This window comes from Klebsiella sp. GN_Kp190 (assembly GCF_040061795.1).
GTDB classification, from domain to species: domain Bacteria; phylum Pseudomonadota; class Gammaproteobacteria; order Enterobacterales; family Enterobacteriaceae; genus Klebsiella; species Klebsiella michiganensis.
This window is the reverse complement of the sequence record NZ_JBEAFN010000023.1, coordinates 13,133-39,487: the sequence shown is the minus strand read 5'-3', so window position 1 is coordinate 39,487 and position 26,355 is coordinate 13,133. Positions and strand designations below refer to the sequence as shown.

The window sequence follows — 26,355 nt, the reverse complement described above, 5'->3', positions numbered from 1 at the left end:
CTGCATAACACGTTGTTTCAGAGACATATCCGTAGCTGCATGAAACTCTCCCGGAAGCGGCGCTTACGCGCCTCTCCGCTCTACCAAACCTTAATCCCGATCGATGGCGAACGGCTGCCAGGCCTGACGCACCGGCATCACCTCGACCCGGTTGATATTCATATGGTCCGGCAGCGTGGCGATGTAAAACATTTGTTCGGCAATATCCCGCGCGCTCAGCGGCGTGGTACCGCGATACAGGTTGTCCGACGCCGCCTGGTCGCCTTTGGTGCGCACCAGGGTAAATTCCGTTTCGGCAATACCCGGCGCGAGATCGGTCACGCGCACCCCGGTCCCGAGCAGATCGCAGCGCAGGTTATAGCTGAACTGCTTCACGAAAGCCTTACTGGCGCCGTAGACGTGGCTGCCGGGATAGGGCCACTGCCCGGCGATAGAGCCGATATTGATGATGCTCGCGCCCGCGCCGTGGTTAATCAGCGTCGGCAGCAGCGCGTGGGTCACGTTGACCAGCCCGGTGACGTTGGTGTCGATCATCGTTTTCCAGTCGTCCAGATCCACTTTCTGCGCGGGCTGCGGCGACAGCGCCAGCCCGGCGTTGTTAATCAGCGTCGTGATATCGGCGAAGCCCGCGGGCAGCGCCGCTACGGCCGCGGCCACCGCATCGCTATCGCGTACGTCGAGTTCGATAATGTGCACCGGCACCTGCGAGGCGAGCTTATCCTGTAACGTCTTCAGCCGCGTAAAACGGCGTCCGCTCAGCACCAGCGACCAGCCCGCATCGGCGAAGACCTGCGCCGCTGCTTCCCCAAATCCCGAGGTCGCCCCGGTAATAAACACCACTTTGCTCGTTGCCATTTCATTCTCCTGTGCAGGTTGTCGCTCCCACTATAAAAACCGCGCGCGTGCGGGCACAGGGCCAGTCGGCGCACGGCGATGTGACACGGTGTCACATCATTTTCGCCTGACTGGCTCTATCCGTTTCTCCCCCGCACGGCCAATGATGAGGCCAACAACAACGACATGAGAGAGGGCAGGGTATGAAGCTGGCACTACAGAACGAGGTAGCGATAAGCAATGATGAAGTTCGGCAGCTGGATCGCGCTTATGTGTTTCATTCATGGTCGATGCAGGGCAATTTACATCCACTGGTGATCGCCGGGGCAAAAGGCTGCGAGCTGTGGGATTACGAAGGCAATACTTACCTGGATTTCAGCAGCCAGTTGGTCAACGTCAACATTGGCTATCAGCATCCTCGCGTGCTGGCGGCGATGAAAGCCCAGTTGGAAGAGCTGGTGACCATCGCGCCCGCCACAGCCAACCTCGCCCGCGGCGAAGCGGCGAAGCGGATTGTCGAGCTGGCGCCGGAAGGCTTTAGCAAAGTGTTCTTCACCAACGCCGGCGCCGACGCTAACGAGAACGCCATCCGTATGGCGCGGCTCTATACCGGGCGCGATAAAGTGCTCTCCGCCTATCGCTCCTATCACGGCAATACCGGCAGCGCGATTGCCGCCACCGGCGACTGGCGCCGCGTGCCGAATGAGTATTCACGCGGTCACGTGCACTTCTTTAATCCCTATCTCTACCGCAGCGAATTTAACGCCACGACGGAAGAGGAGGAGTGCCAGCGCGCGCTGGCCCATCTGCGGCGGATGATTGAGTGCGAAGGCCCGAACGCGATAGCCGCGATTCTGCTGGAGTCGATTCCGGGCACCGCCGGGATTCTTGTCCCGCCGGAGGGCTATATGCAGGGCGTGCGGGCGCTGGCCGACGAGTTTGGCATTGTGCTGATCCTCGATGAAGTGATGGCCGGTTTTGGTCGTACCGGGAGCTGGTTCGCCTTCGAGCAGGATGGCGTGGTGCCGGATCTGGTGACTTTCGCCAAAGGGGTTAACGCCGGCTACGTCCCGGCCGGCGGCGTGCTGATTAGCGAGCCAATCGCCCGCTACTTTGATGACCATTTCTTTGCCGGGGGGCTGACCTATTCCGGCCATCCGCTGGCGATGGCGGCGATTGTCGCCACCATTGACGCGATGAAGGAAGAGAAGGTGGTGGAGAACGCGGCGACCATCGGCAACGAAGTGCTGCGTCCGGGGCTGGAAGCGCTGGCGGAGAAGCACGCGATTATCGGCAACGTACGCGGCCGCGGTCTGTTCCAGGCGCTGGAGCTGGTCAGCAGCCGCGAGCGGAAAACGCCTCTGACCGCTGCCGATATGGCGGCCATTAAAGGCGCGTTAACCGAAGCCGGCCTGCTGGCGTTTGTGGTGGAGAACCGCATTCACGTGGTGCCGCCGTGCACCATCAGCGCCGAACAGGTGGCAAAAGGGCTGGCGATTTTTGATGCGGTATTCGCCCGCTTTGCGAGCCTGGCGAAGTAAGGGGATGATTTCCCGGGTCGCGGCGTAAATGCCTTACCCGGGCGACCTTCTCGCAGATGGCGGCGAACCCGTAGCCCCGCTAAGCGTAGCGCGAGCGGGGGCGGGTTTTCAGCCTATCCGATGTTCGCCGTTCACCAGCGCTTCGCGGTCAAAGAAGCGCTGAATCACGCCTTCCGCCATAAACGCCGCCCGGTCCGACATATGGGCAATCACATCGGCATCATGGCTGACCAGCAGATAGGTCATTCCGTGCTCCTGCTTTAGCCGATTGAGCAGATTCAGTATTTCCGCCTGCACCGACATATCCAGCGCCGACGTTGGCTCATCCAGCAGCAGAATCTTTGGCCGCAGCAGCAGCGCGCGAGCAATCGCCACCCGCTGGCGCTGGCCGCCGGAAAGCTGGTGCGGATAGCGGCGCGCGGCGTCGGCAGGCAGCCCCACCTCTTGCAGGGCGGTGGACACCCGCTGTGCGATTTCGCCGATAGCGTGAATTTTCAGCGGCTCCGCCAGCGTGCGCCATAGCGTATGATTGGGATGCAGCGAAGCGTACGGGTCCTGAAACACCATCTGTACGTTGCGCCGCAGCTCGCCCTGGAAACGCAGGCCCGGCGTAATGGCCTTATCGAACAGTTCAACGCGGCCGCGCCAGTCCCGCTGCAGCCCGGCTAACACCCGGAGAATCGTTGATTTTCCGCAGCCGGATGCGCCGATCAGGCTGAACGTTTCTCCCGCGTCAACGGCAAAGCTGGCGGCGGACACCGCGGTTTTTTCGCCAAAAATAACCTGTAAATCCTTGAGATTAACGACCGCCATGCGCCGCCTCCGTCAAGTTCAGGGTTCGGTCGAGGGTCGGCAGCATCTGACCGTAAGTTTGCGCGGCCGGGCGACAGGTCCAGAGCGTACGGGTGTAGGGATGCGTCGCCGTCGGCAGATCTCGCGCCGCCATCTCATCGACCTTTTCCCCTTGATACAGGACCAGCACCCGCTGGCAGTGCTCGGCCACCAGCGGCAGGTTGTGGCTAATCAACAGCATCGCCATCCGCCGCTGTTCGCACTGCTCTACCAGCAGTTCGAGGATCTGATTGCGCAGCCGGGCATCGAGGGCTGAAGTGGGCTCATCGGCGATCAGCACCTGCGGATTATTGAGCAGCGCAAGGGCAATCATCACCCGCTGGCCCATCCCGCCGGAGAGTTCGCCTGGATAACGGTTGAGCACCGGTAAATCCAGACCGACGGCGGCAACGGTGGCTTTGACCGCCTCCAGCCGCGCGCGGCGGCTAAGGCGCTGATGCAGAGTTAATGCCTCTTCCAACTGCGCCTGAATGCTTTTTACCGGATTGAGCGCGTAGCGCGGGTCCTGCAGCACCATCGCTATATCGTTGCCGCGTAGCTCGCGCCAGCCGCGGTCGCGAAGGGTTAATGCGTCGCGCCCCAGCACGTTGAGCGCCTCGGCGCTGACGACGCCGGGCCGGCGGACCAGCCCCATCAGGGCGCGGGCGGTCATGGATTTACCGGAGCCGGATTCGCCGACCAGCGCCAGCCGCTCGTTGCCGAGCGTGAAGCTTAAATGGTCCACCACTCTGGCGGTGGGATAGTCGATGGTCAATCCCTGAACGATCAGGCGAGTATCAGTCATGTTGCGGCTCCAGAACGTCGCGCAGGCCATCGCCCAGCAGGTTAAACGCCAGGCTGGCGATCAGGATAACGGCGCCAGGGGCGGCGGCGATCCACCACTGGTCGAAAATGACCTGCATGCCGTCGGCGATCATCGCGCCCCATTCCGCCATTGGCGGGCGGGCGCCGAGGCCGAGGAAGCCAAGACCGGCAGCGGCGAGAATAATCCCGGCTAGATCCAGCGCCAGCCGGACGATGGCCGAGGGCAGACAGAGCGGCAGAATATGACCCATCAGCAGACGCCAGCCGCGAATGCCCATCATCTCCGCCGCCGCCAGATAGTCGCTATGGCGCAAGCGCTGAATTTCGCTGCGCGCCTGACGGGCGTAAGCGGGCCAGGTCGTCAGCGCCAGCGCCAGGGCGCCGTTCACCAGGCCCGGGCCGAGCATCGCGACAAACGCGAAGGCCAGAATCAGCCGCGGCATCGACATTACCACGTCGGTAAAACGCATCAGCACGCGTTCCAGCCAGCCGCCGTAATAGCCGGACAGGATCCCCACCAGCAGACCGGCGGGGAGCGTAATCGCCGTCACCAGCGCGACCAGCCCCAGCGCCGGACGGGTGCCGAAAATCAGCCTTGAGAGAAGATCGCGGCCGTAGCTGTCGGTGCCGAGCCAGTGCTGCGCGCCCGGACCCTGCAGCCGCGCGGCGGCGTCCTGCCAGTTCGGGTCGAACGGAGCCAGCCAGGGCGCAAAGAGCGCAGTCAGCAGGAGTAACGTAATGATGATCAGACCGCAAAAGGCGGCGGGAGAACGGCGCAGGCGGCGTAAAAACTGATAGCCCGGCATCAGCGTATCCTCGGGTCGGTCAGCCGCACCAGCAGGTCGGTGAGGTTATTAATCAGCACAAAGCTCGCGCCGATCAGCAGCGTACCGCCCATAATCGCCGTGGTATCGCCGGCAAAGAGCGCGGTGGTCAGATAGCGGCCAATTCCCGGCCAGGAGAAGACGGTTTCGGTCAGCACCGCGCCTTCCAGCATGGCGGTCCAGGCGAGGGCGGTCACCGTCAGCAGGGTGCCGCGGATATTGGGCAGGACGTGACGCAGTAGAATCGTCATCTCACCGGCCCCTTTGGCGCGGGCCAGCAGGATGTACTCTTTGTTCATTTCGCTCAGGCAGGCGGAACGGGTCAGGCGAGTAATGCTCGCCAGAGAATAATAGGCCAACAGCAGCACCGGCAGCAGCAGGTGCCCGGCGGCGTTTTTAACCGCCTCTTTATCACCCGAGAGCCAGGTATCAATGAGCGCAAAGCCGGTGCGCGGTTCGACGGTGTACTGATAGATATCGTCCAGCCGCCCCGGCCCCGGCGTCCACTGCAGTTTGGCGTAAAACAGCGCCAGCATCAGCAGACCGAGCCAGAAGATCGGCACCGAGTTGCCGAGCAGCGTAAAGGTGCGCATCGCCAGATCCCACGGCGAGCCGACGTAGCGGGCGCAGAGAACGCCTGCGATAACGCCCGACAGCGCGCCGATAATCAACGCCAGCGTGGCCAGTTCGAGGGTGGCCGGGAACGCGGCAAGCAGGTCGTGCAGCACCGGCTGGCCGGTTGAGCTGGCGATACCGAGATCGCCGTGGGCGAGATTCACCAGATAGCGCCAGAACTGCAGCGGCAACGGCTGGTCGAGGCCGAGCTGGTGACGTACCTGATCATAGGTGGACTGACTGGCGTGGTCGCCGACGATTTGCAGCACCCGATCAACCGGCGACAGCGCCGAGAGCGCAAAGGTCACCAGCAGCAGACCGAGCAGCGTCAGGGCCAGCGTCAGCAGTCCCTGAAACAGCGCGAGCAGGGGGCGTTTTGCGCGCCGCTCTGCTCGGGGGGGTAACACAGCAGACATGGTTATTCCGTTGGTAAAAAGTACAGTGTTATCAGTTGGCGCGATCTGTTGTTGTAGCCCGGTCAGCGCAGCGCCACCGGGAAAACATAAGGTATCGGGGCCTGCGTTCCCGGAGGCGGCGCGTTGCGCCTGTCCGGGCTACCCGATCGTACCTGCCCCAGGCGTTATTTGGTTACCCGGTCATACCAGACCATATCGGCATTGAGACCCTGCTGATAACCTTTCACGTTATCGCGAACCACAATCTGGGTTTTACCCTGATCGATAAACACGTAAGGCGAACTGCGCTGCAGCGCCTCCTGCATGTTTTTATACAGATCCAGGCGCTTCGCTGCGTCCGGCTCGGCGACTGCCGCCAGGGTCGCTTTATTCAGCTCCGGGATCTGCCAGCCGTTTAGCCCGGCGACGGTACTGGATTTACCGTCGTTGTACGCAAAGGCGCTGGCGTTAGAGTGGGCATCGAAATAGTCAGGGATCCACAGCCGAATCGCCGCCTGATGCTGTTTGGCGCGCACGCGAGCATAGACCTGGCTACCCGCGGCCGGCAGCAAATCCACCTTCACGCCGCCCTGGGCGAAGCTCGCCTGCATCGACTGGGCGATGGTGATAAACGGCGGCTTGTTTTCGACGTCGAGGGTGAAATGCGCCTCTTTGATGCCCGCTTTAGCGAGGATATCTTTGGCTTTTTGCGGGTTGAATGTAAACGGGTTATTGTCCAGCGCGCCCGGCAGGCCGACCGGCAGGAAGCTCTGATGGACGAAATATTGCCCCTTCAGCAAATCTTTCGTGATGCCGTTGTAATCCACCAGCCAGCGCGCCGCTTCCCAGAAGGCCGGGTTTTTCAGCAGCGGGTTGGCGCTGTTGCCGGTATTAAAGACCAGATAGTTCTGCTCAGCGGAAGGGATGCTGAGGACCTTGACGCCCGGTTTACCCTGCAGAGCCGCAATCTGGTCGGCGCCGAGATCGCGCGCCACGTCGGCATCACCCTGCTGGATGAGAAGACGACGTGAGGCCGGGTCCGGAACGTTCTTAATAATGATGCTTTTCAGCTTCGGCGCGCCGCCGGGTGCGCTGCTGTTGGCCTCCAGCACGATGGCCTGATGCGGCTGATAGACCCGCATTTTATACGCGCCGCTGCCCGCCGAGTGCATTTTCAGCCAGCCGTTACCGAAGTCGTTATCTTTGGCGTTCGGGGCGACCTGTTTCTCATCGACGATAGAGGCGATCGGCGTTGAGAGAATATTCAGCGCCACCGCCGGGCTGACGTCGGCGGTCCAGCGTAGCTCCAGGGTATGGTCGTCTAGCTTCTTCAGCTGGCTGGCGATGTTATCCGGCTGCCAGCCGAGGACGTTAAGAATAAACGCCGGCGATTTGTTCAGGATGACCGCGCGGGTGTACGAGTAAATGACATCTTCCGGGCGCAGCGGGTTACCGGAGGCGAATTTGGCGTCGGGCTTTAGCTTGATGGTCAGGGTTTTCGCCGCCGGATCGGCCTGCCAGCTTTCGGCCAGGATCGGGGTGATTTTTTCAGGGTTATCGCGGTCCGGCTGCACCAGGCGCTGATAAAGGCTCGGTACCGTCTGGATGCTGGAGAGCTCGTTGGCTTCCGCCGGGTCGAGGCTGACGATATCGTCGAGGCCCTGCGCGACCACCAGGGTCCCCGGCGGCGTGGCGGCGTCAACGGCGGCGGATAACGCGGCGAGCACCAGCAGCGGCAGCAGTTTTTTAGTCATATGCGATCCCTGAAAAAAGTTATTGTGATTATTGATGTTTCGCTACGTTAGGCCGCTTAATTACGGGCGTAAAGTCAAAGATCGGCTAAGTTTATGCTTAAAAAGCATAAGCAAGACCAAGGGGTTATGACGATCGATCGTACCGGGCATCTTCCGGCCATTCGCCTTTCTTGATATAACAATTTGATAACACTACGGGAGAGATAAGCGTGCCGGAAATTAATGAATTTGGTCAGCAGGTCAACGATCGCGTACCAGGGTGGCAGGGCGCGGGACTTCTGCGCCGCACGGCGTTAAATGGCCGCTTTTGCCGGCTGGAGCCGCTGGATACCGAGCGGCACGCGGCGGATCTGTTTGCCGCCTATGCCCTCGGCGACGACAGCGACTGGACCTGGCTTGCCAGCACCTGCCCACAGAGCGTGGAGTCAACGGCGAACTGGATCACCGGTAAGGTTATGGACGACGGGCTGGTGCCGTATGCGGTTATCGATTTGCGCGCCGAGCGAGCCGTCGGGCTGGTCAGCTATATGGCGATTGAGCGGGCGATGGGCACGGTGGAGATAGGGCACGTCACCTGGTCGCGGGCGATGAAAAATACGCCGCTCGGGACCGAGGCGGTGTGGCTGCTGCTGCAAAATGGTTTTGCTCACGGCTATCGTCGGCTGGAGTGGAAGTGCGATTCGATGAATCTCGCCTCCCGCCGCGCCGCCGACCGGCTGGGGTTTACCTGGGAGGGGCGTCTTCGTCAGAGGATGGTACGCAAAGGACGCACCCGCGATAGCGATATGCTGTCGATTATCGATAGCGAATGGCCCGCGCGCGACGCGGCGCTGCGGGCGTGGCTGGCGCCGGAGAACTTTGATGCTGATGGACGGCAGCTAAAGCGGCTGGAAGATTTCCGCTAGTTTTTCCTCACCCTAACCCTCTCCCGCAGGGAGAGGGGTGGGGGCTTACTCTTACCGGCGAACCGGCGCGCCGTTCGCCACGTAATACGCCGCGGTGCTCTTCGGCAGCGGCTGACGGCCGCGAATGGCGTCAGCCATTTTTTCGCCAATCATGATGGTGGTCGCGTTAAGGTTGCCGGTAATAATCTGCGGCATAATCGAGGCGTCGACCACGCGCAGGCCCTCCAGCCCGTGAACCCGACCTTCGCCATCCACCACCGCCATCTCGTCGTAGCCCATTTTACAGGTGCCGCACGGATGGAAGGCGGTTTCCGCATGATTGCGCACAAACTCATCCAGCTCGGCATCGCTCTGGCACTCCGCCCCCGGACTGATCTCCCGGCCGCGATAGTTATCCAGCGCCGGCTGATGCATGATTTCGCGGGTAATGCGAATCGCGTCGCGGAACTCCTGCCAGTCCTGTTCGCTGGACATATAGTTAAACAGAATCGCCGGATGTTCGTGCGGGTCGCGCGACTTCAGACGCACGTGGCCGCGGCTTGGGGAGCGCATGGAGCCGACGTGGCACTGGAATCCGTGCTCTTTCACCGCGTTTGAGCCGTTGTAGTTAATCGCGACCGGCAGGAAGTGGTACTGAATATTCGGCCACGCAAAGGCTTCCCGGCTGCGAATAAATCCGCCCGCTTCAAACTGGTTGCTGGCGCCGATGCCGGTCCCGCCGAACAGCCATTCGGCGCCGATTTTCGGCTGGTTCCACCACTGCAGCGCCGGGTAGAGCGACACCGGCTCTTTACATTCGTACTGCAGATACATCTCCAGATGATCCTGCAGGTTCTCGCCGACGCCGGGCAGGGCGTGAATCAGCGGAATATCGAACTGGTGCAACAGTTCCGGGCTGCCGACGCCGGAGCGCTGCAGGATTTGCGGCGAAGCGATGGCGCCCGCGCAGAGCAGCACTTCTTTACTGGCGGTGGCGTTTGACGGCGCCGTGCTGTCGCCCTCCAGCCACTCGACGCCGACGGCGCGTTTGCCGGCAAAAATAATGCGATCGGTCAGCGCATGGGTGCGAATGGTCAGATTGGGTCGCGCGCGCGCCTGGTCGAGATAGCCGCGCGCGGTACTGGCGCGGCGTCCCTGCGGCGTCACGGTACGATCCATGGGGCCAAACCCTTCCTGCTGGTAGCCGTTAAGATCGTCGGTGCGCGGGTAGCCGGCCTGTACGCCGGCTTCAATCATCGCGTGGAACAGCGGATTGTTGCCCTGCTTTGGCGTGGTGACGCTGACCGGGCCGTCGCCGCCGTGGTAGTCGTTGGCGCCAATATCGCGGGTTTCCGCTTTGCGGTAGTAGGGCAGGCAGTCGAGGTAGCTCCAGTGCTCAAGCCCCGGCGCCGAGGCCCAGTTATCGAGATCCATAGCGTTGCCGCGGATATAGCACATGCCGTTGATTAACGAGGACCCGCCGAGGCCCTTACCGCGTCCGCACTCCATGCGGCGATTGTTCATATGCGGTTCAGGCTCGGTCTCGTAGGCCCAGTTATAGCGCCGACCCTGTAGAGGAAAGGCCAGCGCGGCGGGCATCTGGGTGCGGAAGTCGAAACGGTAATCCGGGCCGCCCGCTTCCAGCAGCAGGACGGTGGTCTGGGGATCTTCCGTCAGTCGTGTAGCCAGTACGTTGCCGGCGGAACCGGCACCAATAATAATGTAGTCAAACTGCAAAAATGACCTCCTGGTTAAAATATGGATTGAAACTGACCCATCTCAACCTGGATGGATTTTATCTGGGTGTAGCTGTGCAGCGTCTGCACGCCGTTTTCGCGGCCAATACCGGAGTGCTTGTAGCCGCCGACCGGCATCTCCGCCGGGGATTCACCCCAGGTGTTGATCCAGCAGATCCCGGCCTCCAGCCGATGAATCAGGCGATGGGCGCGGTTTAAATCCGGCGTGACGACGCCGGCGGCGAGGCCGTATTCGGTGGCGTTGGCGCGGCGAACCGCTTCTTCCTCATCGTCGTAGCTCAGAATCGACATCACCGGGCCGAAGATCTCTTCGCGGACGATGGTCATCTGGTCATCGCAGTCGGTAAACACCGTCGGGGCGACCCACGCGCCGCGGTCGAAGCCTTCGCCTTTCAGCACCTCGCCGCCGCAGAGCAGGCGCGCGCCTTCTTGCTTGCCGATCGCGATGTAGCGCAGCACGTTATCGCGGTGCGGGAAGCTCACCAGCGGCCCGAAGTTGGTGCTTTCAGCAAACGGATCGCCGGGACGGATACGCGCCACGCGAGCGAGGATTTTCTCTTCAAACGCCGCCTTCAGGCGCGCCGGAACGAATACCCGGGTGCCGTTGGTGCAGACCTGTCCTGAGCTGTAGAAGTTAGCCATCATCGCGATGTCGGCGGCGAGGTCGAGGTTGGCGTCTTCGCAGACGATCAGCGGCGATTTACCGCCCAGCTCCATGGTGACTTCCTTCAGCGAGGAGGCGGCGGAGTTGGCCATCACTTTTTTGCCGCTGGCGACGCCGCCGGTAAAGGAGATTTTGGCGATGTCCGGGTGCTCGGTGAGATACTGGCCGGTTTCGGCGCCCGTGCCCGGCAGCACGTTAAATACCCCCGCCGGCAGTCCCGCCTCGCGGTAAATTTCCGCCAGCTTCAGGGCGGTGAGCGGGGTGACTTCACTCGGCTTAAAGATCATCGCGTTACCGGCCGCCAGCGCCGGGGCTGATTTCCACAAGGCGATCTGGATCGGGTAGTTCCAGGCGCCGATCCCGGCGACGACGCCCAGCGGTTCCCGGCGGGTGTAGGCGAATGCACTGTCGCGCAGCGGGATCTGGCTCCCTTCCAGCGCCGGGATCAGGCCCGCGTAGTACTCCAGCACATCGGCGCCGGTGACGATATCGACGGCGGCGGTTTCGCTCAGCGGTTTGCCGGTATCGAGAGTCTCCAGACGCGCCAGTTCATCGTTGCGATCGCGCAGAATATCGACCGCTTTACGCAGAATGCGCGAACGTTCCATGGCGCTCATCGCCGCCCAGATTTTTTGCCCTTTTTGGGCGCTCTTTACCGCCCGGTCGACGTCTTCGCGGCCGGCGGCCTGGACGGTCGCCAGCACTTCCCCGCTGGCGGGGTTAATCGTCTCGAAGGTTTTACCGCTGGTGGCGGAAACATAACCACCGTCGATGTAAAGCTGCTGTTCGGCCATTCGGGACATGGGTCCTCCATTAGTGAGAAGTCGGTGGCAGATATTGGCTGATGAAGTGCTCGGCGAGCGTTTCGGCGCGGGCTTTATCCAGCGGTTTACCGCTCAGCGCCGCGCGTAGCCACAGCCCGTCGATCAGCGCGGCGAGACCGTATCCGGCCTCCTGCGCCTCTTCGCGCGGCAGGGCGCGCTGAAACTCATAGACGATATTCGACAGCAGTCGCCGGCTGCTGACCTGCTGCAGGCGATAGAGCATCGGCTGATGCATGCTGCTAGCCCAAAAGGCGAGCCAGGCCTTCATTGCCGCGCTGCTTATCTGGCTGTCGTCGAAGTTTCCCGCCACGATGGCGCGCAGGCGTTCCTGCGGGCCGGCGTCGGGCAGGGCGTGCAGACGGCCCAACACCGCCTGGCGCAGCTGGCCGGTGATATCGCGCATCGTCGCTTCCAGCAGGCCGTTCTTATCCTTGAAATAGTGGCTGATGATGCCGGTTGATACGCCAGCCCTCCGGGCGATCTGCGCGATGGTGGCATCGTGCATTCCCACTTCATTGATGGCGGCCAGGGTGGCGTCAATCAGCTGCCGCTGCCGTATCGGTTGCATCCCCAGTTTGGGCATTTCTCAGACTCCATTCATCAGCTTTGTTTATCTATTAAAGCGGTTTTTGATTGGACGTTCAATATAAAATGTGTCTTAATTGTTGCCGATTTTGGTTCTAATAGTTGCAAAAACAGTAAGGAGAATGGATGACAGACCTTTCGCCGAGCAGAGAAAAGGACAAAATCAATCCGGTGGTTTTTTACACTTCCGCCGGACTGATTTTGTTGTTTTCCCTGATGACTCTCTTCTTCAGCGATTTTTCCGCGGCCTGGATTGGCCGTACCCTGAACTGGGTTTCCCGCACCTTTGGCTGGTACTATTTGCTCGCCGCGACGCTCTATATCGTGTTTGTCGTGTGCATCGCCTGCTCGCGTTTCGGTTCGGTGAAGCTCGGGCCGGAACATTCGAAGCCGGAATTTAGCGTGCTCAGCTGGGCGGCAATGCTGTTCGCCGCCGGTATCGGTATCGACCTGATGTTCTTCTCCGTCGCCGAACCGGTGACCCAGTATATGCAGCCACCGGAAGGGGCGGGGCAGACCATGGAGGCGGCGCGCCAGGCGATGGTGTGGACGCTGTTTCACTACGGGCTGACCGGCTGGTCGATGTATGCCCTGATGGGGATGGCGCTGGGATACTTTAGCTATCGTTATAATTTACCCCTGACCATCCGCTCCGCGCTCTATCCGATCTTCGGCAAAAAGATTAATGGCCCAATCGGCCACAGCGTGGATATCGCCGCCGTTATCGGCACCATTTTTGGTATCGCCACCACGCTCGGGATTGGCGTGGTGCAGCTAAACTACGGCCTCAACGTGCTGTTTGATATTCCGGACTCGCTGGGCGCGAAAGCGGCGCTGATCGTGCTGTCGGTCATTATCGCCACCATCTCCGTGACCTCCGGGGTGGATAAAGGCATTCGTATTCTTTCCGAGCTTAACGTGGTGCTGGCCCTCGGGCTGATCCTGTTTGTCCTGTTTATGGGCGACACCGAGTTTCTGCTCAACGCGCTGGTGCTCAACGTTGGCGACTATGTGAATCGTTTTATGGGCATGACCCTGAACAGCTTCGCCTTCGATCGTCCGGTAGAGTGGATGAACAACTGGACCCTGTTCTTCTGGGCGTGGTGGGTGGCGTGGTCGCCGTTTGTCGGCCTGTTCCTGGCGCGTATTTCACGTGGACGCACCATTCGTCAGTTTGTGGTAGGAACGCTGATTATCCCGTTCACCTTTACCCTGCTGTGGCTGTCGGTGTTCGGCAATAGCGCGCTGTATGAAATCATCCACGGCAATGCGGCCTTCGCCGCCGAGGCGGTCGCCCACCCGGAGCGCGGCTTCTATAACCTGCTGGCGCAGTATCCGGCGTTTACCTTTAGCGCTTCGGTGGCGACGATTACCGGCCTGCTGTTCTATGTGACCTCCGCGGATTCCGGGGCGCTGGTGCTGGGTAACTTCACCTCGAAGCTGAAGGATATCAACAGCGATGCGCCAAACTGGCTGCGGATCTTCTGGTCGGTGGTTATCGGCCTGCTGACCCTCGGGATGCTGATGACTAACGGCATTTCCGCCCTGCAGAACGCGACGGTGATTATGGGGCTGCCGTTTAGCTTCGTGATCTTCTTCGTGATGGCGGGATTGTACAAGTCGCTGAAGGTCGAGGATTATCGCCGCGAGAGCGCCAACCGCGACACCGCTCCGCGACCGCTCGGCGTGCAGGATCGCCTGAGCTGGAAGAAGCGCCTGTCGCGGCTGATGAACTATCCCGGCACGCGCTATACCCGCCAGATGATGGAGACGGTGTGCTTCCCGGCGATGGAAGAGGTGGCGCAGGAGCTGAAGCTGCGCGGCGCTTACGTCGAGCTGAAAAGCCTGCCGCCGGAAGAGGGAGACAGCCTGGGCCATCTTGACCTGCTGGTGCATATGGGCGACGAGCAGAACTTTGTTTATCAGATCTGGCCGCAGCAGTACTCCATTCCCGGCTTTACCTACCGGGCGCGCAGCGGGAAGTCGACCTACTATCGTCTGGAGACCTTCCTGCTGGAAGGGAGTCAGGGCAACGACCTGATGGACTACAGCAAAGAGCAGGTCATTACCGATATTCTTGACCAGTACGAGCGTCATTTGAACTTTATCCATCTGCATCGCGAAGCGCCGGGCAACAGTGTGACCTTCCCCGGAATGTAGGCCATCTAAACGTTTTCTGAAAAAGGATTGCGGCTGGTTAAATATACAGTGAATTGCGCAGGGAAGCGTATGATGGCGGCGGGTGCCTGAGGCTTTCTGCGTTCAGGCTTAGGTGAGGATTCAGAAAGACGAAGCCCCAGGAGATGTTCCCATCAACCTGAGGCCTACAATCCAAACCTAGCACGTTGGATAGTAGCCTCTTCTTCGCATGGAGGCAACGAGATGCTGACAAAATACGCCCTGGTGGCAATCATCGTGCTGTGTCTGACAGCGCTGGGATTGACGTTAATGGTGCGCGATTCGCTGTGCGAGCTGAGCATCAAAGAACGTAGTATGGAGTTCAAGGCCGTTCTCGCTTACGAAACGAAGAAGTAGCCGGTATGCGGGGAGCTATCCCCGCTTATCCGCAGGCTGGGTAAGGAACCTTAAGGCACCTTTTTTCTGCTTATGGGGGCAGGATGGACGGCGAGAGAACATCGACCGGTTAAAACAATCGCGCCGCCACCCTGCATACTGCTTCGCTGACGTCAACCTCACCCTTACCGGCATTTTTCTACGCTAAATCCGTTCTACCAGCAGACAAAACCACCATCAACCACAAGGTCAACGCCGGTGCAGAACGAGGAGGCATCGCTGGCGAGGAACAGCGCCGGGCCGGCCATCTCCTCAACCTTCGCCATACGCTGGATCGGCGTCTGGCTTTCGAATTCGCGGGTCTGATGAACCATCTCAGGGCGGGTGTTCATCGGCGTGGCGGTATAGCCGGGGCTGATGGAGTTGACCCGAATCCCTTTGCCGATCCACTCCATCGCCAGGCTTTTTGACAGGTGGATAACGCCCGCTTTAGAGCAGTTGTAGTGCGCCTGATCGAGACCGCGGTTAACAATAATGCCGGACATCGAGGCGATATTAATAATCGAACCGCCGCCCGTTTCCTGCATCAGTTCGGCTTCCGCTTTGCAGGAGTTCCACACGCCGGTCAGGTTAATATCGATAACCCGCTGCCACTGCTCGGTTTCCATCTCCAGCGCCGGATTGGCGTTGGCAATCCCGGCGGCGTTGACGGCTATATCGAGGCGGCCAAAGCGGCTTTTCGCTAATGCCACGCCGGCGCGTAGGTCGCTAAGCTGGCGCACATCGCCGGTGTAGTAGCAGGCCTCTCCGCCGATGGCTTCAATATTTTTGACGGTTTCGGCGAGGCCGCCGTCTTCGCGGAGATCGAAGCAGACGACCCGAGCTCCCGCGCTGGCGAGCCCGTAAGCAATCATCTGGCCGATGCCGCTGCCCGCGCCGGTGACAAAGGCCACGCGGTCCTGCAGGTTAAACAGCTGTTGGGCAAAATCTTTTGCGATCATAGTCATTTCTCTCTAAAAAATATTCTTTAGCATGCCCGGTGTTGGCGTTCCCGGAGGCGGCGCGTTGCGCCTGTCCGGGCTACGGGGCTTGTGCCGTCGGGTAGCCCGGACAGGTGCGCAGCACCGCCTCCGGGACATGATTTGTGTAGCCTGACCTGAAAAATGCCAGGCTGGCGGCATTACGACATAATCAAGCCGCCATCGATATTGATGGTCTGCCCGGTGAGGTAGCGCGCGTCGTCGGAGGCGAGAAACGCCACCAGCCCGGCAACGTCTTCCGGTTTGCCGGCGCGCTTCATCGGAATGCCTTCGACCCACTCCGCCATCAGCTCGCCTTTACCGTAGCGCTTCTGCTCGGTGCTGAGGATTTCGCCCCAGACGCGGTCGTTGTAGTCCCACATCTCGCTTTCGATAATGCCCGGACAGAAGGCGTTAACGGTGATATTCCACGGCGCCAGCTCGTGCGCCAGGCTTTGGGTGATGCCGATCACGCCCATTTTGCTGGCGGCATAGTGCGGGGTGTAGATAAAGCCCTGACGACCCTGGCCGGAAGAGGTGTTGATCAGGCTGCCGTGGTTCTGCTTGACCATATATTTGGCGGCTTCGCGGCAGCACAGCCAGACGCCGGTGGTGTTAACGGCAAGCACTTTTTCAAAGTCGGCTTTCGGCATGCGATCGTAATAGTCGATGGTGATCACGCCTGCGTTCTGGATAGAGACGTCGATGGTGCCGAAACGCGCTGCCGCCTGCTCGTACAGCGACTGCACCTGCGCTTCGTCGGTCACATCAACCTGTAACGACAGGATGTCGGCCTGGTAGCGCTGGCGGAGGGTTTCCGCCGTTTCGTGGACGCGCTCGGCGTTAGAGACCATCACCAGATTCGCGCCGTCGCGCGCAAAGCGCTCGGCAATACCTGCACCAATTCCGCGGCAGGCGCCGGTAATAACCACCGTTTTGTTTGTGAAATTTCTTTGCATGTTTTTCATCCCTTATTGAAGCCGGACGGCAGAGCATCCGGCGGGGTAATAAAGACGTGATTAACTGGTGGCGCCTGCCGCCGCCAGCTTCTCCTCATGGCGGCGCATCAGGATGACTTTGTTCTGCAGTTTCTGCTGGAACTGGTCGACGACGACGGCGGTGACGATAACCACCCCCTTAATGACCATCTGCCAGAAATCGCTGACCCCCATCATCACCATGCCGTCGGCGAGGAAGACGATGACGAACGCGCCAATGATTGATCCGGTCACCCGGCCGCGACCGCCCGCCAGCGCGGTTCCGCCGAGCACGGTGGCGCCAATGGCGTCCATTTCGAACATATTGCCGGTCATCGGGTGCGCGGTTTGCAGCTGCGAAGCGACGATAAGGCCGACGAACGCTGAGCACAGGCCGGAGAAGGCGTAAACGAAGATTTTTGCCTTGACGATAGGCACGCCGGCCAGGCGTGCGGCGGATTCGTTACCGCCGATAGCGTAGATATAGCGGCCCAGCGGGGTTTTGGTGGTCAGCCAGTAGCCCAGCAGCAGGAAGCCGATCATCAGCCAGATTGGCAGATAGATGCCCATCAGCGTCCCGGATCCCAGGGTGGAGAAGCCGGTGTTGCCCAGCGCTTCCATGCCGTTGAGGTTGGGGTAGGTGCTGCCGTCGTTGAACAGCAGCGCCGAGCCTCTGGCGACATACATCATGCCCAGGGTGCAGATAAAGGGTGCGACGCCGAAGCGGGTGATGACCGCGCCGTTAACGAAGCCAACCAGCACGCCGAAGAGCGCCACGCAGAGGATCACTTCCGGTACGTTGAAGAAGATAACGCTGCCGTTCCATAAGGGCAGGCCGTTGGTTAACAGCGCCCCGGCCACCATGCCGCAGATGCCAGCCACGGCGCCGACGGAGAGGTCGATACCGCCCGTCAGGATAACCAGCGTCATGCCGATGGCCAGCAGGCCGGTGATGGCCACGTGCTGGGTCATAATCAGCAGGTTAGATGTGGTCAGGAAATTCGGTACCATCACGCTGAAGAACGCGATAACCAGCAGCAGAGCGATGAACGTTCTGGCCTTCAGCAGGTACATATAAATCATATATTTCTGGTTCATGATGGGTTCCAGCCTGATTAATCTTGAGGTGTTGAAGCCGCGATTAATTTTTCGCGGGTCACCGCATGACGCGGTAAATCGGCGGTAATCCGACCGTCGGCCATGACCAGGATGCGATCCGCCAGCGCCATTACTTCATCCAGCTCCGATGAAGAGAACATCACTGCCAGACCCTGCTGGGCCATTTTGCCGATCAGATGATAAACGTCGGTTTTCGCGCCGACGTCGATACCGCGAGTGGGCTCATCGAGAAACACCACTTCCGGCTTCGTCATCAACGCCTTGCCGAGCACCACCTTTTGTTGGTTGCCGCCGCTGAGCGAGGTGACAGGCAGATCGGGGTCGCTCACCTTGATTGCCAGTTCGCGAATCATCTCTTTGACGCAGGCGATTTCTTTCTGCGGATTCAGCCATTTCCACGCCCGACGAAAGCCCTGCAGGCTGAAATCGGATAAGGTCATATTCGATTGAATCGACATCATCTGCACCACGCCTTCTCCCTGGCGGTCTTCAGGCACCAGCGCCAGCCCTTTTTTTAGCCGCGCCTGGAACGGGGCCTTTTCGATATTTTCGCCGTTGAGATGGACGTTACCGCTCTGGCAGGGCATCAGGCCGACCAGGCCTTTAAACAGCTCCGTGCGTCCGGCGCCGAGCAGGCCGTAGATGCCGATCACTTCTCCCTTACTTAAGGTAAAGGTCACATCGTTGAGCTTATAGCCGCCGCTGGGGTGCAGCGCCGTCAGACCTTCAACGGCAAGGACCGCTTCGCCTTTCGGCGCCGGCCGGTAGTCGAAATGTTTTTTCTTATCGCCGACCATCTGTTCGATAATCCACGGAATACTGGCGTCGCTGACCTCGCGCTCGCTGATAAAGCGCCCGTCGCGGAAAATAGTGATGTGGTCGCCAATTTCCATCAGCTCTTCCAGACGGTGGGAAATATAGATAATGGTGACGCCGCGGCGTTTAAGCTGTTCGATCACGTTAAACAGGATTTTGACTTCCGACTGGCTGAGCGCGGAAGTGGGTTCATCCATAATTAATACCCGGGTGTCCTTAGAAAGCGCTCGCGCAATTTCCACCAGCTGCTGATGGCCAATGCCTAATTCGCCAAGCTGGGTGTAGGGATCGACATTCAGCTCCAGTCTTTCCAGTAATGATTTGGCTAACTCATATTGATATTTTTCGTTAATCTTCCCTTTTTGAAAGAATTCGTTAGCCATAAAAATATTATCCATGACGTTCATATTCGGGAATAAATTTAATTCCTGAAAAATGATGCTGATTCCCTGCTTTTCAGCCTGGTGCGTCGAGCTAAGGGTCACCGGGGCGCCATCAAGAATGATTTGACCGGAAGAGGGTGTTTCAACGCCAGCAAGCATTTTCATCATGGTGGATTTACCCGCACCATTTTCACCGATCAGAACGTTTACTTTATTTCGATAGACCCGGTAATTCACGCTATCTAAGGCGACAACGCCCGGATAAACGCGAGATAATTCGCGAGTTTCGATAATAACTTCAGAGTCGACTGGTTGGGAATTGACGAGTTCTTGCCGCTGCATGTTATTGCCCTCCCAAACGAACAATTTTGGCTGGCGTAATATCAGGCATGGTCTGCGGAATATCCCAGGCCGAGAACACGCCGTACACCTGTACCGCTTCGCCGGTTTTCACCTGCGCCGTCTGGATCATCTTGACCGCATGTTCGTTAATCGCCCGGCTATATTCGCCAAACAGCACCTGATCGTTAAAGTCCTGATAGCTGGCGCCCTGATAGCCGTCGCGTAATAATGTGCCGCGCAGCGTTGGGCCAATTTGCACCACCACGTTGCCGCCACTGATATCCTCAATCGTCATTTTTCCGCTGCGCGAAGCGGAATCAATTTTACTGATATTGCCTTCGACTTTGACGTAAAACACGCAGGGGTTTTCGTCCTGAGCGCGATAGCCTAAGGTTTTGCAGGCGCTATCGATATCTTTCGCCGCGCGCAGGGCGGTCATCAGCTCGGCAACGGGGCGGGCTTTAGCCACAACCTGGGGAACCAGCTGGTCTTGCCATGTCCGATCGATATCCGCCATATGCGGGTTGGGCGGAGATTTAAGATCGGCCAGCTCCTGCTGAGAGACGATACGACAGCCCCCGAGCGCAAGAATAACCAGCGTCAGCGAGATTTTTTTATACATAATACGCTCCTGTGCGCCCCGGACGGGGCGCAACAACCCGAAATCAGGATTTGATATTGAAGTCCTGCACTTTGTCTGCATTGTCCTGAGTAATCAGAATGCCGCGGAACATCACGCGCTGCTTGGCCGGTTTTTCACCTTTTTGCAGGTAGTTATCGAGGTCGGTCACCCCCTGAGCGGCGATGGCCTGCGCCTGAAGCATTACGGTGGCCTGCAGGGTGCCGGCTTTTACCGCGTCGCGCTCATCGTTGCTGCCATCGATACCGACCACCACCACATCGTTACGATTCGCGGCTTTCAGCGCGGCAATGGCGCCGAGGGCCACAGGACCGTTGCCGCAAATCACGCCTTTCACGTCGGGGTGCGCCTGCAGAATACTGTCCATAATGCGCTTGCCGTCGATTAACGTGCCTTTCGCGTCCTGCTTAGCGACGCTGACCATATCCGGGTACTGGTCAATCACCTGGTGGAAAGATTTAGAGCGGGTCACGCAGTTATTATCCGCAAGGTTACAGGTCAGTTCGGCATATTTGCCTTTCTCCGCCATTTTCTCGACAAATACGTTGGCGACTTCAGAACCGGCCTGGAAGTTATTATGGGTAATTTGCTCCAGCGCGATATCATCGACAGGAATTTCGCGGTTAATTAAAACCACCGGAATACCCGCTTTCTTCGCTTTTTCAATGGCGGCGACGCTGGCGGTGGAGTCGGCGTTATCCAGAATAATGCCCTGAACTTTTTTACCGATGGCGGTATCGATCAGCTCATTCTGTTTTTTGACATCTTCACCATGCGACAAAATGGTGGTCTGGTAGCCCAGCTCTTTGGCTTTTTCGCTAGCGCCCTTGGCTTCAGAGGCGTAATAGGGGTTATCCAGCGAGTTAACCATGATCATGATGGTGCCTTTTTCTGCCGCCTGGGCAGCGAAAGAAAAGGCGGTCAGGGTAGCAGCGGTTAAAAGCGTTAAACGTAATTTCATGACAATTTTCTCTCTTGGTTGTTATTGTCGGGTACGGTGAAACAACGTAAGGCCTGTAAATCGAGTTTATGGGCCGGGGGTCTCCTTTTGTTGATGATTAAGAGCCTATCCATTAGGGCTATTTTACTGGCCATTTTGAACCAGGGCAGTGCTCAGAATCCTCACGTACTACGTGTACGCTCCGGTTCTTCCGCGCTGTCCGTGTTCAAACTGCCTGCGCCAATAACGCCTACTGGGATAGGCTCTAAGGTGCGTCACGCGTTCGATTCCCTGGTGGGCGTCAGGCGGACGTTGCCGGTTTCCATAATGTTCTGTTCACCGCATGGCGCCACTCCTGCCATCTTTTCTGCAGGCGCTGGTGGCGGGCCATATCGGGGATAAATTCGCTGTGTTCGGTTAAAAACGCGTTCAGGTCGGTCACCGATCCGGGATTCAGGGCTTTGCGCGCGAGCAGGGCCGCGCCAATCGCCGACAGCTCGGCAACGTCGCTGCGCATCACCGGGCAGCCGAGCAGGTCAGCCTGATACTGCATTAGCCAGTCGTTCCTGGTTGGGCCGCCGTCGACCATCAGCGCCGTTAAGTGGAAGTCGTCCTGCTGGCGCATCGCCACCACGACATCGGCGATTTGATAGGTAATGGATTCCAGCGCGGCGCGAATCAGATGGGCGCGCTTGACGCCGCGGCTCAGGCCGCAAATCACGCCGCGGGCGCTGTCATCCCACCACGGGGCTCCCAGGCCGGTTAACGCCGGCACAAAATAGACGCCCAGCGTGGAGTCCACGGAGGCGGGCAGGGTGTTGAGTTCATGCGCCAGTTCGGCATCGGAAAGTTCGCTCAGACCGGTGCTGTCCGCCATCCACGCCACGGCATCGCCGGTATGCGGAATATTACCTTCGAGTCCGTAGGTGATGCTGTCGCCGTCGTGCCAGGCGATGGTGGTGGCCAGCGCGTCGATATCGCACTGTGCGGATTTTACCGGCGCCATCACCGATGACCCCGTACCGTAGGTGGCTTTCACGCAGCCGAGTTCACCCAGCGCGTGGCCAAACAGCGCGGCGTGGGAATCCCCGACCATCGCCATTACGGGAATACCGTCAGGGATAGCGTTCAACCCCCGGGTATAGCCAAACAATCCGCTGGAGGGCTTGATCTCCGGCAGCGCGGCGCGCGGGATCTGGAACAGCGCCAGCATGTTGTCATCCCACTGGCCGGTTTGCAGGTTCAGCAGCTGGGTACGCGCGGCATTGGAGTAATCGCAGTAGAACGCCTCGCCCTGGGTTAAGTTCCACAGCAGCCAGCTGTCGATAGTGCCGAGGCAGATTTCTCCGCGCTCAGCCAGCGCGCGCCCCTCAGGAAGAGATTCCAGCAGCCAGCGCATTTTCGAGGCCGAAAACAGAGGCGCAATCGGCAGGCCGGTCACGGCCTTGATTTGCCGCTCTTTGTCGCTGTGGCGCAGTTCATCGCAAAACGCGGCGCTGCGGCTGCACTGCCAGGTGATCGCGGCGTTGATTGGCTTACCGCTCTGGCGATACCAGCCGATCGCGGTCTCGCGCTGGTTACTGATGGCTAATGCCGCGACGTTTTCTGCGCCAATGTGCGCTACCGCTTGCGCGATAACCGCCAGCGAAGCGTCAACCAGGACTTCTCCCGACTGCTCGACCCAGCCTTCACGCGGCGTCTGGATCGCCAGCGGCTGAGAGAATTTCACCACGACCTGGCCGCGGCTATCGAGTACGACGGCTTTGGCATTGGTGGTGCCTTCGTCCAGCGCAATGATGAACTCTTTACGTGTTGCCTGCATTAGGTAGTCTCCTGAGTCACACTTCGTCCTGGCGCGGAGGGGGAAGTCGGCATTCCTCTTTATCGCATTGCTTCTTAGCAGGCCATGATGTGACAATTCGTTTTCACTTTTTTAATCACTGAATATATATTCGATAGTGATTATTTATTTGTTACCTTAGCCAGAAACTTCCCGTCGGGCTACAGGAAAAGTTATCAATTGTGCTGGCAATCACACTTATCCGTTTGGTGAAGCTTCCGGGTGTCGGGGGAAAAGAGCGCGGTTGGCTGGTTATATACGTTTGAAATATAAAAATTTATTGGCGAAGCCTTTACGCCTGAAGGAAAGCGTAAAGGCTGTGGGAAAGTGTTTGAGTGAGGAAATTACCCGGCGATAAGCAGCCTGGCCGTTGGATAATCGGTGATCAGAACATCGATATAACCGCCTGAAAGCGCGCCTTTGATAGCCGCTACCTTCTCGCTGCCGCCGGCAAGGGCCACCACGTTAGGGCACTTCTTCACTTTCTCCAGCGCCATGCCGATCACAGGATCTTCATCATCGCGTAACACCGCCTTGCCGTTTTTATCGTAGTAGTGCAGGCAAATGTCACCCACGGCGCCGCGTTCCGCCAGCACCTGCAGCATATCTTCGTGATAGTAGTTACCGGACGTTTTGAGCAGCTGCGAAGGTTCAAGGATGCCAATCCCGACGATGGCGATATCGACTTCGTCGAAGCGCGCAATCACATCGGCGACATCTTTGCTGGCCACGAGGCGATTTTTCTCCTCCGTAGAACCTTCGATGCTCTGGGAAGGGAGCAGCCAGGCTTCACAGTTCAGACGCTGCGCCAGGGTCTGGGTCAGGATGGTCGCCTGCACGTTACCGTTAGGACCCACGCCGCCGAGCAGTTGAATCACGCCGTTGGCCTTCAGGTTTTGCGCGTGAACCTCATCAACCATTGCGCGGATAGTCGAACTCCACGACGAGACGCCAATCAGATCTTTCGGCCGCAATCGCGTTTCCAGATAGTGGGCCGCGGCGGATCCAATGGCGCGCTTGATGGTGTGATCGCTGGCGTCCTCTTCGGTATCCACGACGATGGCCTGTTTAATTCCGTAGCGATCCTCGAGGCCTTTTTCAAGATTGAGGAAAATATTCGATGGCTGAACAACGCTGATTTTGACCACGCCTTCTTTTTGGCAGCGGGCGATCGCTCGGGAGATAAATGACTGAGAAAGCGAGAGAAGTTGAGCGATATCGGACTGCTTTCGTCCTTCAAGATAGTAGAGCGTGGCAATCTTAACTAATAGCCGTTGTTCATCCTGCTTAGCCATATATTTCCCCGAAAATCATTTACGTGCAGCCATTATGTTAGAGCTCATTATCATACGCGAAAAGAAAAGACAGTTAAGTGTGATGGATATCTAACTTTCGCCAATCCTCAAAATCAGCTATGGACAAAAACAGAACAGTAGCCGCATAATTGAATAAAGAGTCGTTAGTGAATATATATTCATAGCGATTTCAGGTCAACTGAAAAGTGCCCGGGTGACGTCACGCCCGGTGGTAAGGAGGCAGAATGTTCCTGAGTATGATGCAGCGGCGTAAGCCTTACGATGCGTTGCCTGGGGATGTCTGGTTTTTTTAGTCCCTGACGGAATAAATATTCCAAGTTGAAAATAAATTCAGAGGTATTAAATGAATCCCTATAGCTATGATGTCCAGGCCCTTGAGCGTAAAGCCCGCGCCGTACGTCGCCATATCGTCAGATTGAACGCCAACAGCCCTGCGGGCGGGCACACCGGCGCCGACCTGTCGCAGGTTGAACTGCTCACCGCGCTCTATTTCCGCATTCTGAACGTCGCGCCGGAGCGTCTGGCTGACGACCAGCGCGATATCTACATCCAGTCGAAAGGCCATGCGGTGGGCTGCTACTACTGCGTGCTGGCCGAGGCGGGCTTCTTTCCGGTTGAGTGGCTGGAAACCTATCAGCATGCGAACTCCCATCTTCCGGGTCACCCGGTGCGCCAGAAAACGCCGGGGATTGAGCTCAACACCGGCGCGCTGGGCCACGGTTTGCCTGTTGCGGTGGGGCTGGCGCTGGCTGCGAAAAAAAGCAACAGCTCCCGCCGCATTTTTTTAATTACCGGCGATGGCGAGCTGGCGGAAGGCAGCAACTGGGAAGCGGCGCTGGCCGCTGCGCACTACGGCCTTGATAATCTCATCATTATTAATGACAAGAACAATCTCCAGCTGGCGGGTCCGACGCGCGAAATCATGAATACCGATCCGCTGGCTGATAAATGGAAGGCCTTCGGGATGACGGTCACCGAATGCCAGGGCAACGACATGGCGTCGGTAGTGGCGACCCTGGAAGGGCTGAAGCAGGAAGGTAAACCGAACGTCGTTATCGCCAACACCACGAAAGGTGCCGGTATTTCCTTTATCCAGGGGCGCCCGGAGTGGCACCACCGGGTACCGAAAGGCGAAGAAATTGCACTGGCACTGGAGGAACTGAAAGATGAGTAATGCAGAACACCTGGCGAGCGTGATGGTTCAGGCCTTTATTGATGCGGTCGACCGCGGCGTCGATCTGGTGCCGGTGGTGGCTGACTCCACGTCAACGGCCAAAATCGCGCCGTTTATTAAACAGTTCCCCGGGCGTCTGGTGAACGTGGGCATCGCCGAGCAGAGCATGGTCGGGACGGCGGCGGGTCTGGCGCTGGGAGGCAAAGTGGCGGTCACCTGTAACGCCGCGCCGTTCCTGATTTCCCGCGCCAATGAGCAGATTAAAGTCGACGTTTGCTATAACAACACCAACGTTAAGCTATTTGGCCTTAACGCCGGCGCCAGCTACGGCCCGCTGGCCGGCACCCATCACGCGATTGACGATCTGGCGGTGATGCGCGGCTTCGGTAATATCCAGATTTTCGCTCCGTCTTCGCCGCGCGAATGTCGGCAGATTATCGATTACGCTATCGGCTATCAGGGGCCGGTCTATATTCGCCTCGACGGCAAGGCGCTGCCGGAGCTGCACGATGAAAGCTATCGCTTTGTGCCGGGAGCAGTCGTTACGCTGCGGGAAGGCGAGGATATCGCGCTGGTCGCTACCGGATCGACGGTGCATGAAATCGTCGATGCCGCGCAGAGGCTGGCCGATGCGGGGATTCAGGCCAAAGTGGTGAGCGTGCCGTCCATTCGCCCTTGCGATACCGCCGCGCTGCTGGCGGCCCTGAAGCCGTGCAAGGCGGTGATAACGGTGGAGGAGCATAATGTCAACGGCGGGTTGGGGAGCCTGGTGGCGGAGGTGCTGGCCGAAGCCGGCGCGGGAATCCCGCTCAAACGTCTGGGGATCCCGGATGGCGAGTATGCGGCGGCGGCGGACCGCGGCTGGCTGCGCAAACACCACGGCTTCGATGCCGCTTCCGTCGCCGGGCTGGCGCAGAAAATGCGCTGACTTTACGCCGGCTT

Annotated in this window: 23 protein-coding genes; 6 read left to right on the top strand and 17 right to left on the bottom strand. The window is 58.9% G+C overall.

Translation table 11 applies throughout. The features are described 5' to 3' along the window. Positions 1 to 90: 90 nt before the first annotated feature. Positions 91 to 855 (bottom strand): SDR family NAD(P)-dependent oxidoreductase, encoded by a 765-nt coding sequence (locus ABLU67_RS14300; RefSeq protein ID WP_025107057.1) that lies wholly within the window; start codon positions 853 to 855, stop codon positions 91 to 93. Positions 856 to 1,037: 182 nt separating this feature from the next. Between ABLU67_RS14300 and ABLU67_RS14295 the strand changes: the two genes are divergently transcribed. Then, on the top strand, positions 1,038 to 2,375 hold the full coding sequence (locus tag ABLU67_RS14295) for an aspartate aminotransferase family protein (protein ID WP_038424195.1): 1,338 nt from the start codon (positions 1,038 to 1,040) through the stop codon (positions 2,373 to 2,375). 108 nt (positions 2,376 to 2,483) lie between these two features. Here ABLU67_RS14295 and ABLU67_RS14290 read toward each other — a convergent pair whose 3' ends face one another. The 5 genes from ABLU67_RS14290 to ABLU67_RS14270 form a co-directional block, all read right to left on the bottom strand. Continuing rightward, a complete protein-coding gene (locus tag ABLU67_RS14290) occupies positions 2,484 to 3,188 on the bottom strand; it encodes an ABC transporter ATP-binding protein (protein ID WP_064358080.1) in 705 nt (234 codons plus the stop codon). Then, positions 3,175 to 4,011 carry an ABC transporter ATP-binding protein gene (locus ABLU67_RS14285; RefSeq protein WP_348852352.1) on the bottom strand — a complete coding sequence of 279 codons (837 nt, stop codon included), beginning with the start codon at positions 4,009 to 4,011 and terminating at the stop codon, positions 3,175 to 3,177. Before ABLU67_RS14285 ends, ABLU67_RS14290 begins: the two co-directional genes overlap by 14 nt. Then, a complete protein-coding gene (locus tag ABLU67_RS14280) occupies positions 4,004 to 4,837 on the bottom strand; it encodes an ABC transporter permease (protein WP_064358082.1) in 834 nt (277 codons plus the stop codon). Before ABLU67_RS14280 ends, ABLU67_RS14285 begins: the two co-directional genes overlap by 8 nt. Beyond that, a complete protein-coding gene (locus ABLU67_RS14275) occupies positions 4,837 to 5,886 on the bottom strand; it encodes an ABC transporter permease (protein ID WP_064358083.1) in 1,050 nt (349 codons plus the stop codon). Before ABLU67_RS14275 ends, ABLU67_RS14280 begins: the two co-directional genes overlap by 1 nt. A gap of 164 nt (positions 5,887 to 6,050) precedes the next feature. Further along, positions 6,051 to 7,619, bottom strand: coding sequence for an ABC transporter substrate-binding protein (locus ABLU67_RS14270; RefSeq protein ID WP_064375717.1), 1,569 nt, complete (start codon positions 7,617 to 7,619; stop codon positions 6,051 to 6,053). Between the two features lie 209 nt (positions 7,620 to 7,828). Here ABLU67_RS14270 and ABLU67_RS14265 point away from each other — a divergent pair, with 209 nt between their 5' ends. Beyond that, complete coding sequence (locus tag ABLU67_RS14265; RefSeq protein WP_014228336.1) at positions 7,829 to 8,524, top strand: GNAT family protein; 696 nt, start codon at positions 7,829 to 7,831, stop codon at positions 8,522 to 8,524. 51 nt (positions 8,525 to 8,575) lie between these two features. On the opposite strand, the gene betA is transcribed toward ABLU67_RS14265, so the two are convergent. Genes betA through betI form a run of 3 tightly spaced genes read right to left on the bottom strand, consistent with a single transcriptional unit; the run spans position 8,576 to position 12,331 of the window. Continuing rightward, entirely contained in the window at positions 8,576 to 10,240 is a 1,665-nt protein-coding gene (gene betA / locus ABLU67_RS14260; RefSeq protein WP_207171624.1) for a choline dehydrogenase, read from the bottom strand. 14 nt (positions 10,241 to 10,254) lie between these two features. Further along, positions 10,255 to 11,727 (bottom strand): betaine-aldehyde dehydrogenase, encoded by a 1,473-nt coding sequence (betB, locus tag ABLU67_RS14255; RefSeq protein WP_348852351.1) that lies wholly within the window; start codon positions 11,725 to 11,727, stop codon positions 10,255 to 10,257. A 10-nt stretch (positions 11,728 to 11,737) separates the two neighbouring features. After that, positions 11,738 to 12,331 carry a transcriptional regulator BetI gene (betI, locus tag ABLU67_RS14250; RefSeq protein WP_348852350.1) on the bottom strand — a complete coding sequence of 198 codons (594 nt, stop codon included), beginning with the start codon at positions 12,329 to 12,331 and terminating at the stop codon, positions 11,738 to 11,740. A gap of 128 nt (positions 12,332 to 12,459) precedes the next feature. Between betI and betT the strand changes: the two genes are divergently transcribed. Both betT and ABLU67_RS14240 read left to right on the top strand, forming a co-directional pair. Next, a complete protein-coding gene (gene betT, locus ABLU67_RS14245; protein ID WP_025107047.1) occupies positions 12,460 to 14,493 on the top strand; it encodes a choline BCCT transporter BetT in 2,034 nt (677 codons plus the stop codon). A 222-nt stretch (positions 14,494 to 14,715) separates the two neighbouring features. After that, complete coding sequence (locus ABLU67_RS14240) at positions 14,716 to 14,868, top strand: Hok/Gef family protein (RefSeq protein WP_004130292.1); 153 nt, start codon at positions 14,716 to 14,718, stop codon at positions 14,866 to 14,868. 194 nt (positions 14,869 to 15,062) lie between these two features. On the opposite strand, the gene ABLU67_RS14235 is transcribed toward ABLU67_RS14240, so the two are convergent. From ABLU67_RS14235 to ABLU67_RS14200, 8 genes are all read right to left on the bottom strand, one after another. Further along, positions 15,063 to 15,848: an SDR family oxidoreductase gene (locus tag ABLU67_RS14235; RefSeq protein WP_254539622.1), complete on the bottom strand. Its 786-nt coding sequence runs from the start codon at positions 15,846 to 15,848 to the stop codon at positions 15,063 to 15,065. 179 nt (positions 15,849 to 16,027) lie between these two features. Beyond that, positions 16,028 to 16,825: an SDR family oxidoreductase gene (locus ABLU67_RS14230; protein ID WP_004848639.1), complete on the bottom strand. Its 798-nt coding sequence runs from the start codon at positions 16,823 to 16,825 to the stop codon at positions 16,028 to 16,030. Between the two features lie 60 nt (positions 16,826 to 16,885). Next, positions 16,886 to 17,941, bottom strand: a complete 1,056-nt coding sequence (locus ABLU67_RS14225) for an ABC transporter permease (protein ID WP_004100048.1) — start codon at positions 17,939 to 17,941, stop codon at positions 16,886 to 16,888. Positions 17,942 to 17,958: 17 nt separating this feature from the next. Continuing rightward, complete coding sequence (locus ABLU67_RS14220; RefSeq protein WP_014228343.1) at positions 17,959 to 19,503, bottom strand: sugar ABC transporter ATP-binding protein; 1,545 nt, start codon at positions 19,501 to 19,503, stop codon at positions 17,959 to 17,961. Position 19,504: 1 nt separating this feature from the next. After that, a complete protein-coding gene (locus ABLU67_RS14215) occupies positions 19,505 to 20,125 on the bottom strand; it encodes a DUF2291 domain-containing protein (protein WP_025107046.1) in 621 nt (206 codons plus the stop codon). A gap of 43 nt (positions 20,126 to 20,168) precedes the next feature. Beyond that, positions 20,169 to 21,104 (bottom strand): D-ribose ABC transporter substrate-binding protein, encoded by a 936-nt coding sequence (locus tag ABLU67_RS14210; RefSeq protein WP_004130307.1) that lies wholly within the window; start codon positions 21,102 to 21,104, stop codon positions 20,169 to 20,171. A 280-nt stretch (positions 21,105 to 21,384) separates the two neighbouring features. Then, the gene (locus ABLU67_RS14205) at positions 21,385 to 22,905 is read right to left on the bottom strand and encodes an FGGY-family carbohydrate kinase (protein ID WP_048263527.1); all 1,521 of its coding nucleotides are present in this window, start codon (positions 22,903 to 22,905) and stop codon (positions 21,385 to 21,387) included. Between the two features lie 362 nt (positions 22,906 to 23,267). Further along, positions 23,268 to 24,218 (bottom strand): sugar-binding transcriptional regulator, encoded by a 951-nt coding sequence (locus ABLU67_RS14200; RefSeq protein ID WP_004848649.1) that lies wholly within the window; start codon positions 24,216 to 24,218, stop codon positions 23,268 to 23,270. 364 nt (positions 24,219 to 24,582) lie between these two features. Between ABLU67_RS14200 and ABLU67_RS14195 the strand changes: the two genes are divergently transcribed. Continuing rightward, the gene (locus tag ABLU67_RS14195; RefSeq protein ID WP_004848651.1) at positions 24,583 to 25,413 is read left to right on the top strand and encodes a transketolase; all 831 of its coding nucleotides are present in this window, start codon (positions 24,583 to 24,585) and stop codon (positions 25,411 to 25,413) included. Then, positions 25,406 to 26,341 (top strand): transketolase C-terminal domain-containing protein, encoded by a 936-nt coding sequence (locus tag ABLU67_RS14190; RefSeq protein ID WP_348852349.1) that lies wholly within the window; start codon positions 25,406 to 25,408, stop codon positions 26,339 to 26,341. Before ABLU67_RS14195 ends, ABLU67_RS14190 begins: the two co-directional genes overlap by 8 nt. The last annotated feature ends 14 nt before the right edge of the window (positions 26,342 to 26,355 follow it).

Bases quoted from the DNA above. Each gene is read 5' to 3' on its own strand.
- betB (WP_348852351.1), bottom strand. From the start codon at position 11,727: ATGTCCCGAATGGCCGAACAGCAGCTTTACATCGACGGTGGTTATGTT.
- ABLU67_RS14270 (WP_064375717.1), bottom strand. From the start codon at position 7,619: ATGACTAAAAAACTGCTGCCGCTGCTGGTGCTCGCCGCGTTATCCGCC.
- ABLU67_RS14205 (WP_048263527.1), bottom strand. From the start codon at position 22,905: ATGCAGGCAACACGTAAAGAGTTCATCATTGCGCTGGACGAAGGCACC.
- ABLU67_RS14235 (WP_254539622.1), bottom strand. From the start codon at position 15,848: ATGATCGCAAAAGATTTTGCCCAACAGCTGTTTAACCTGCAGGACCGC.
- ABLU67_RS14210 (WP_004130307.1), bottom strand. From the start codon at position 21,104: ATGAAATTACGTTTAACGCTTTTAACCGCTGCTACCCTGACCGCCTTT.
- ABLU67_RS14225 (WP_004100048.1), bottom strand. From the start codon at position 17,941: ATGAACCAGAAATATATGATTTATATGTACCTGCTGAAGGCCAGAACG.
- ABLU67_RS14230 (WP_004848639.1), bottom strand. From the start codon at position 16,825: ATGCAAAGAAATTTCACAAACAAAACGGTGGTTATTACCGGCGCCTGC.
- ABLU67_RS14215 (WP_025107046.1), bottom strand. From the start codon at position 20,125: ATGTATAAAAAAATCTCGCTGACGCTGGTTATTCTTGCGCTCGGGGGC.
- ABLU67_RS14190 (WP_348852349.1), top strand. From the start codon at position 25,406: ATGAGTAATGCAGAACACCTGGCGAGCGTGATGGTTCAGGCCTTTATT.
- betT (WP_025107047.1), top strand. From the start codon at position 12,460: ATGACAGACCTTTCGCCGAGCAGAGAAAAGGACAAAATCAATCCGGTG.
- ABLU67_RS14200 (WP_004848649.1), bottom strand. From the start codon at position 24,218: ATGGCTAAGCAGGATGAACAACGGCTATTAGTTAAGATTGCCACGCTC.
- betI (WP_348852350.1), bottom strand. From the start codon at position 12,331: ATGCCCAAACTGGGGATGCAACCGATACGGCAGCGGCAGCTGATTGAC.
- ABLU67_RS14295 (WP_038424195.1), top strand. From the start codon at position 1,038: ATGAAGCTGGCACTACAGAACGAGGTAGCGATAAGCAATGATGAAGTT.
- ABLU67_RS14195 (WP_004848651.1), top strand. From the start codon at position 24,583: ATGAATCCCTATAGCTATGATGTCCAGGCCCTTGAGCGTAAAGCCCGC.
- ABLU67_RS14240 (WP_004130292.1), top strand. From the start codon at position 14,716: ATGCTGACAAAATACGCCCTGGTGGCAATCATCGTGCTGTGTCTGACA.
- ABLU67_RS14220 (WP_014228343.1), bottom strand. From the start codon at position 19,503: ATGCAGCGGCAAGAACTCGTCAATTCCCAACCAGTCGACTCTGAAGTT.
- ABLU67_RS14280 (WP_064358082.1), bottom strand. From the start codon at position 4,837: ATGCCGGGCTATCAGTTTTTACGCCGCCTGCGCCGTTCTCCCGCCGCC.
- ABLU67_RS14290 (WP_064358080.1), bottom strand. From the start codon at position 3,188: ATGGCGGTCGTTAATCTCAAGGATTTACAGGTTATTTTTGGCGAAAAA.
- ABLU67_RS14285 (WP_348852352.1), bottom strand. From the start codon at position 4,011: ATGACTGATACTCGCCTGATCGTTCAGGGATTGACCATCGACTATCCC.
- ABLU67_RS14275 (WP_064358083.1), bottom strand. From the start codon at position 5,886: ATGTCTGCTGTGTTACCCCCCCGAGCAGAGCGGCGCGCAAAACGCCCC.
- ABLU67_RS14300 (WP_025107057.1), bottom strand. From the start codon at position 855: ATGGCAACGAGCAAAGTGGTGTTTATTACCGGGGCGACCTCGGGATTT.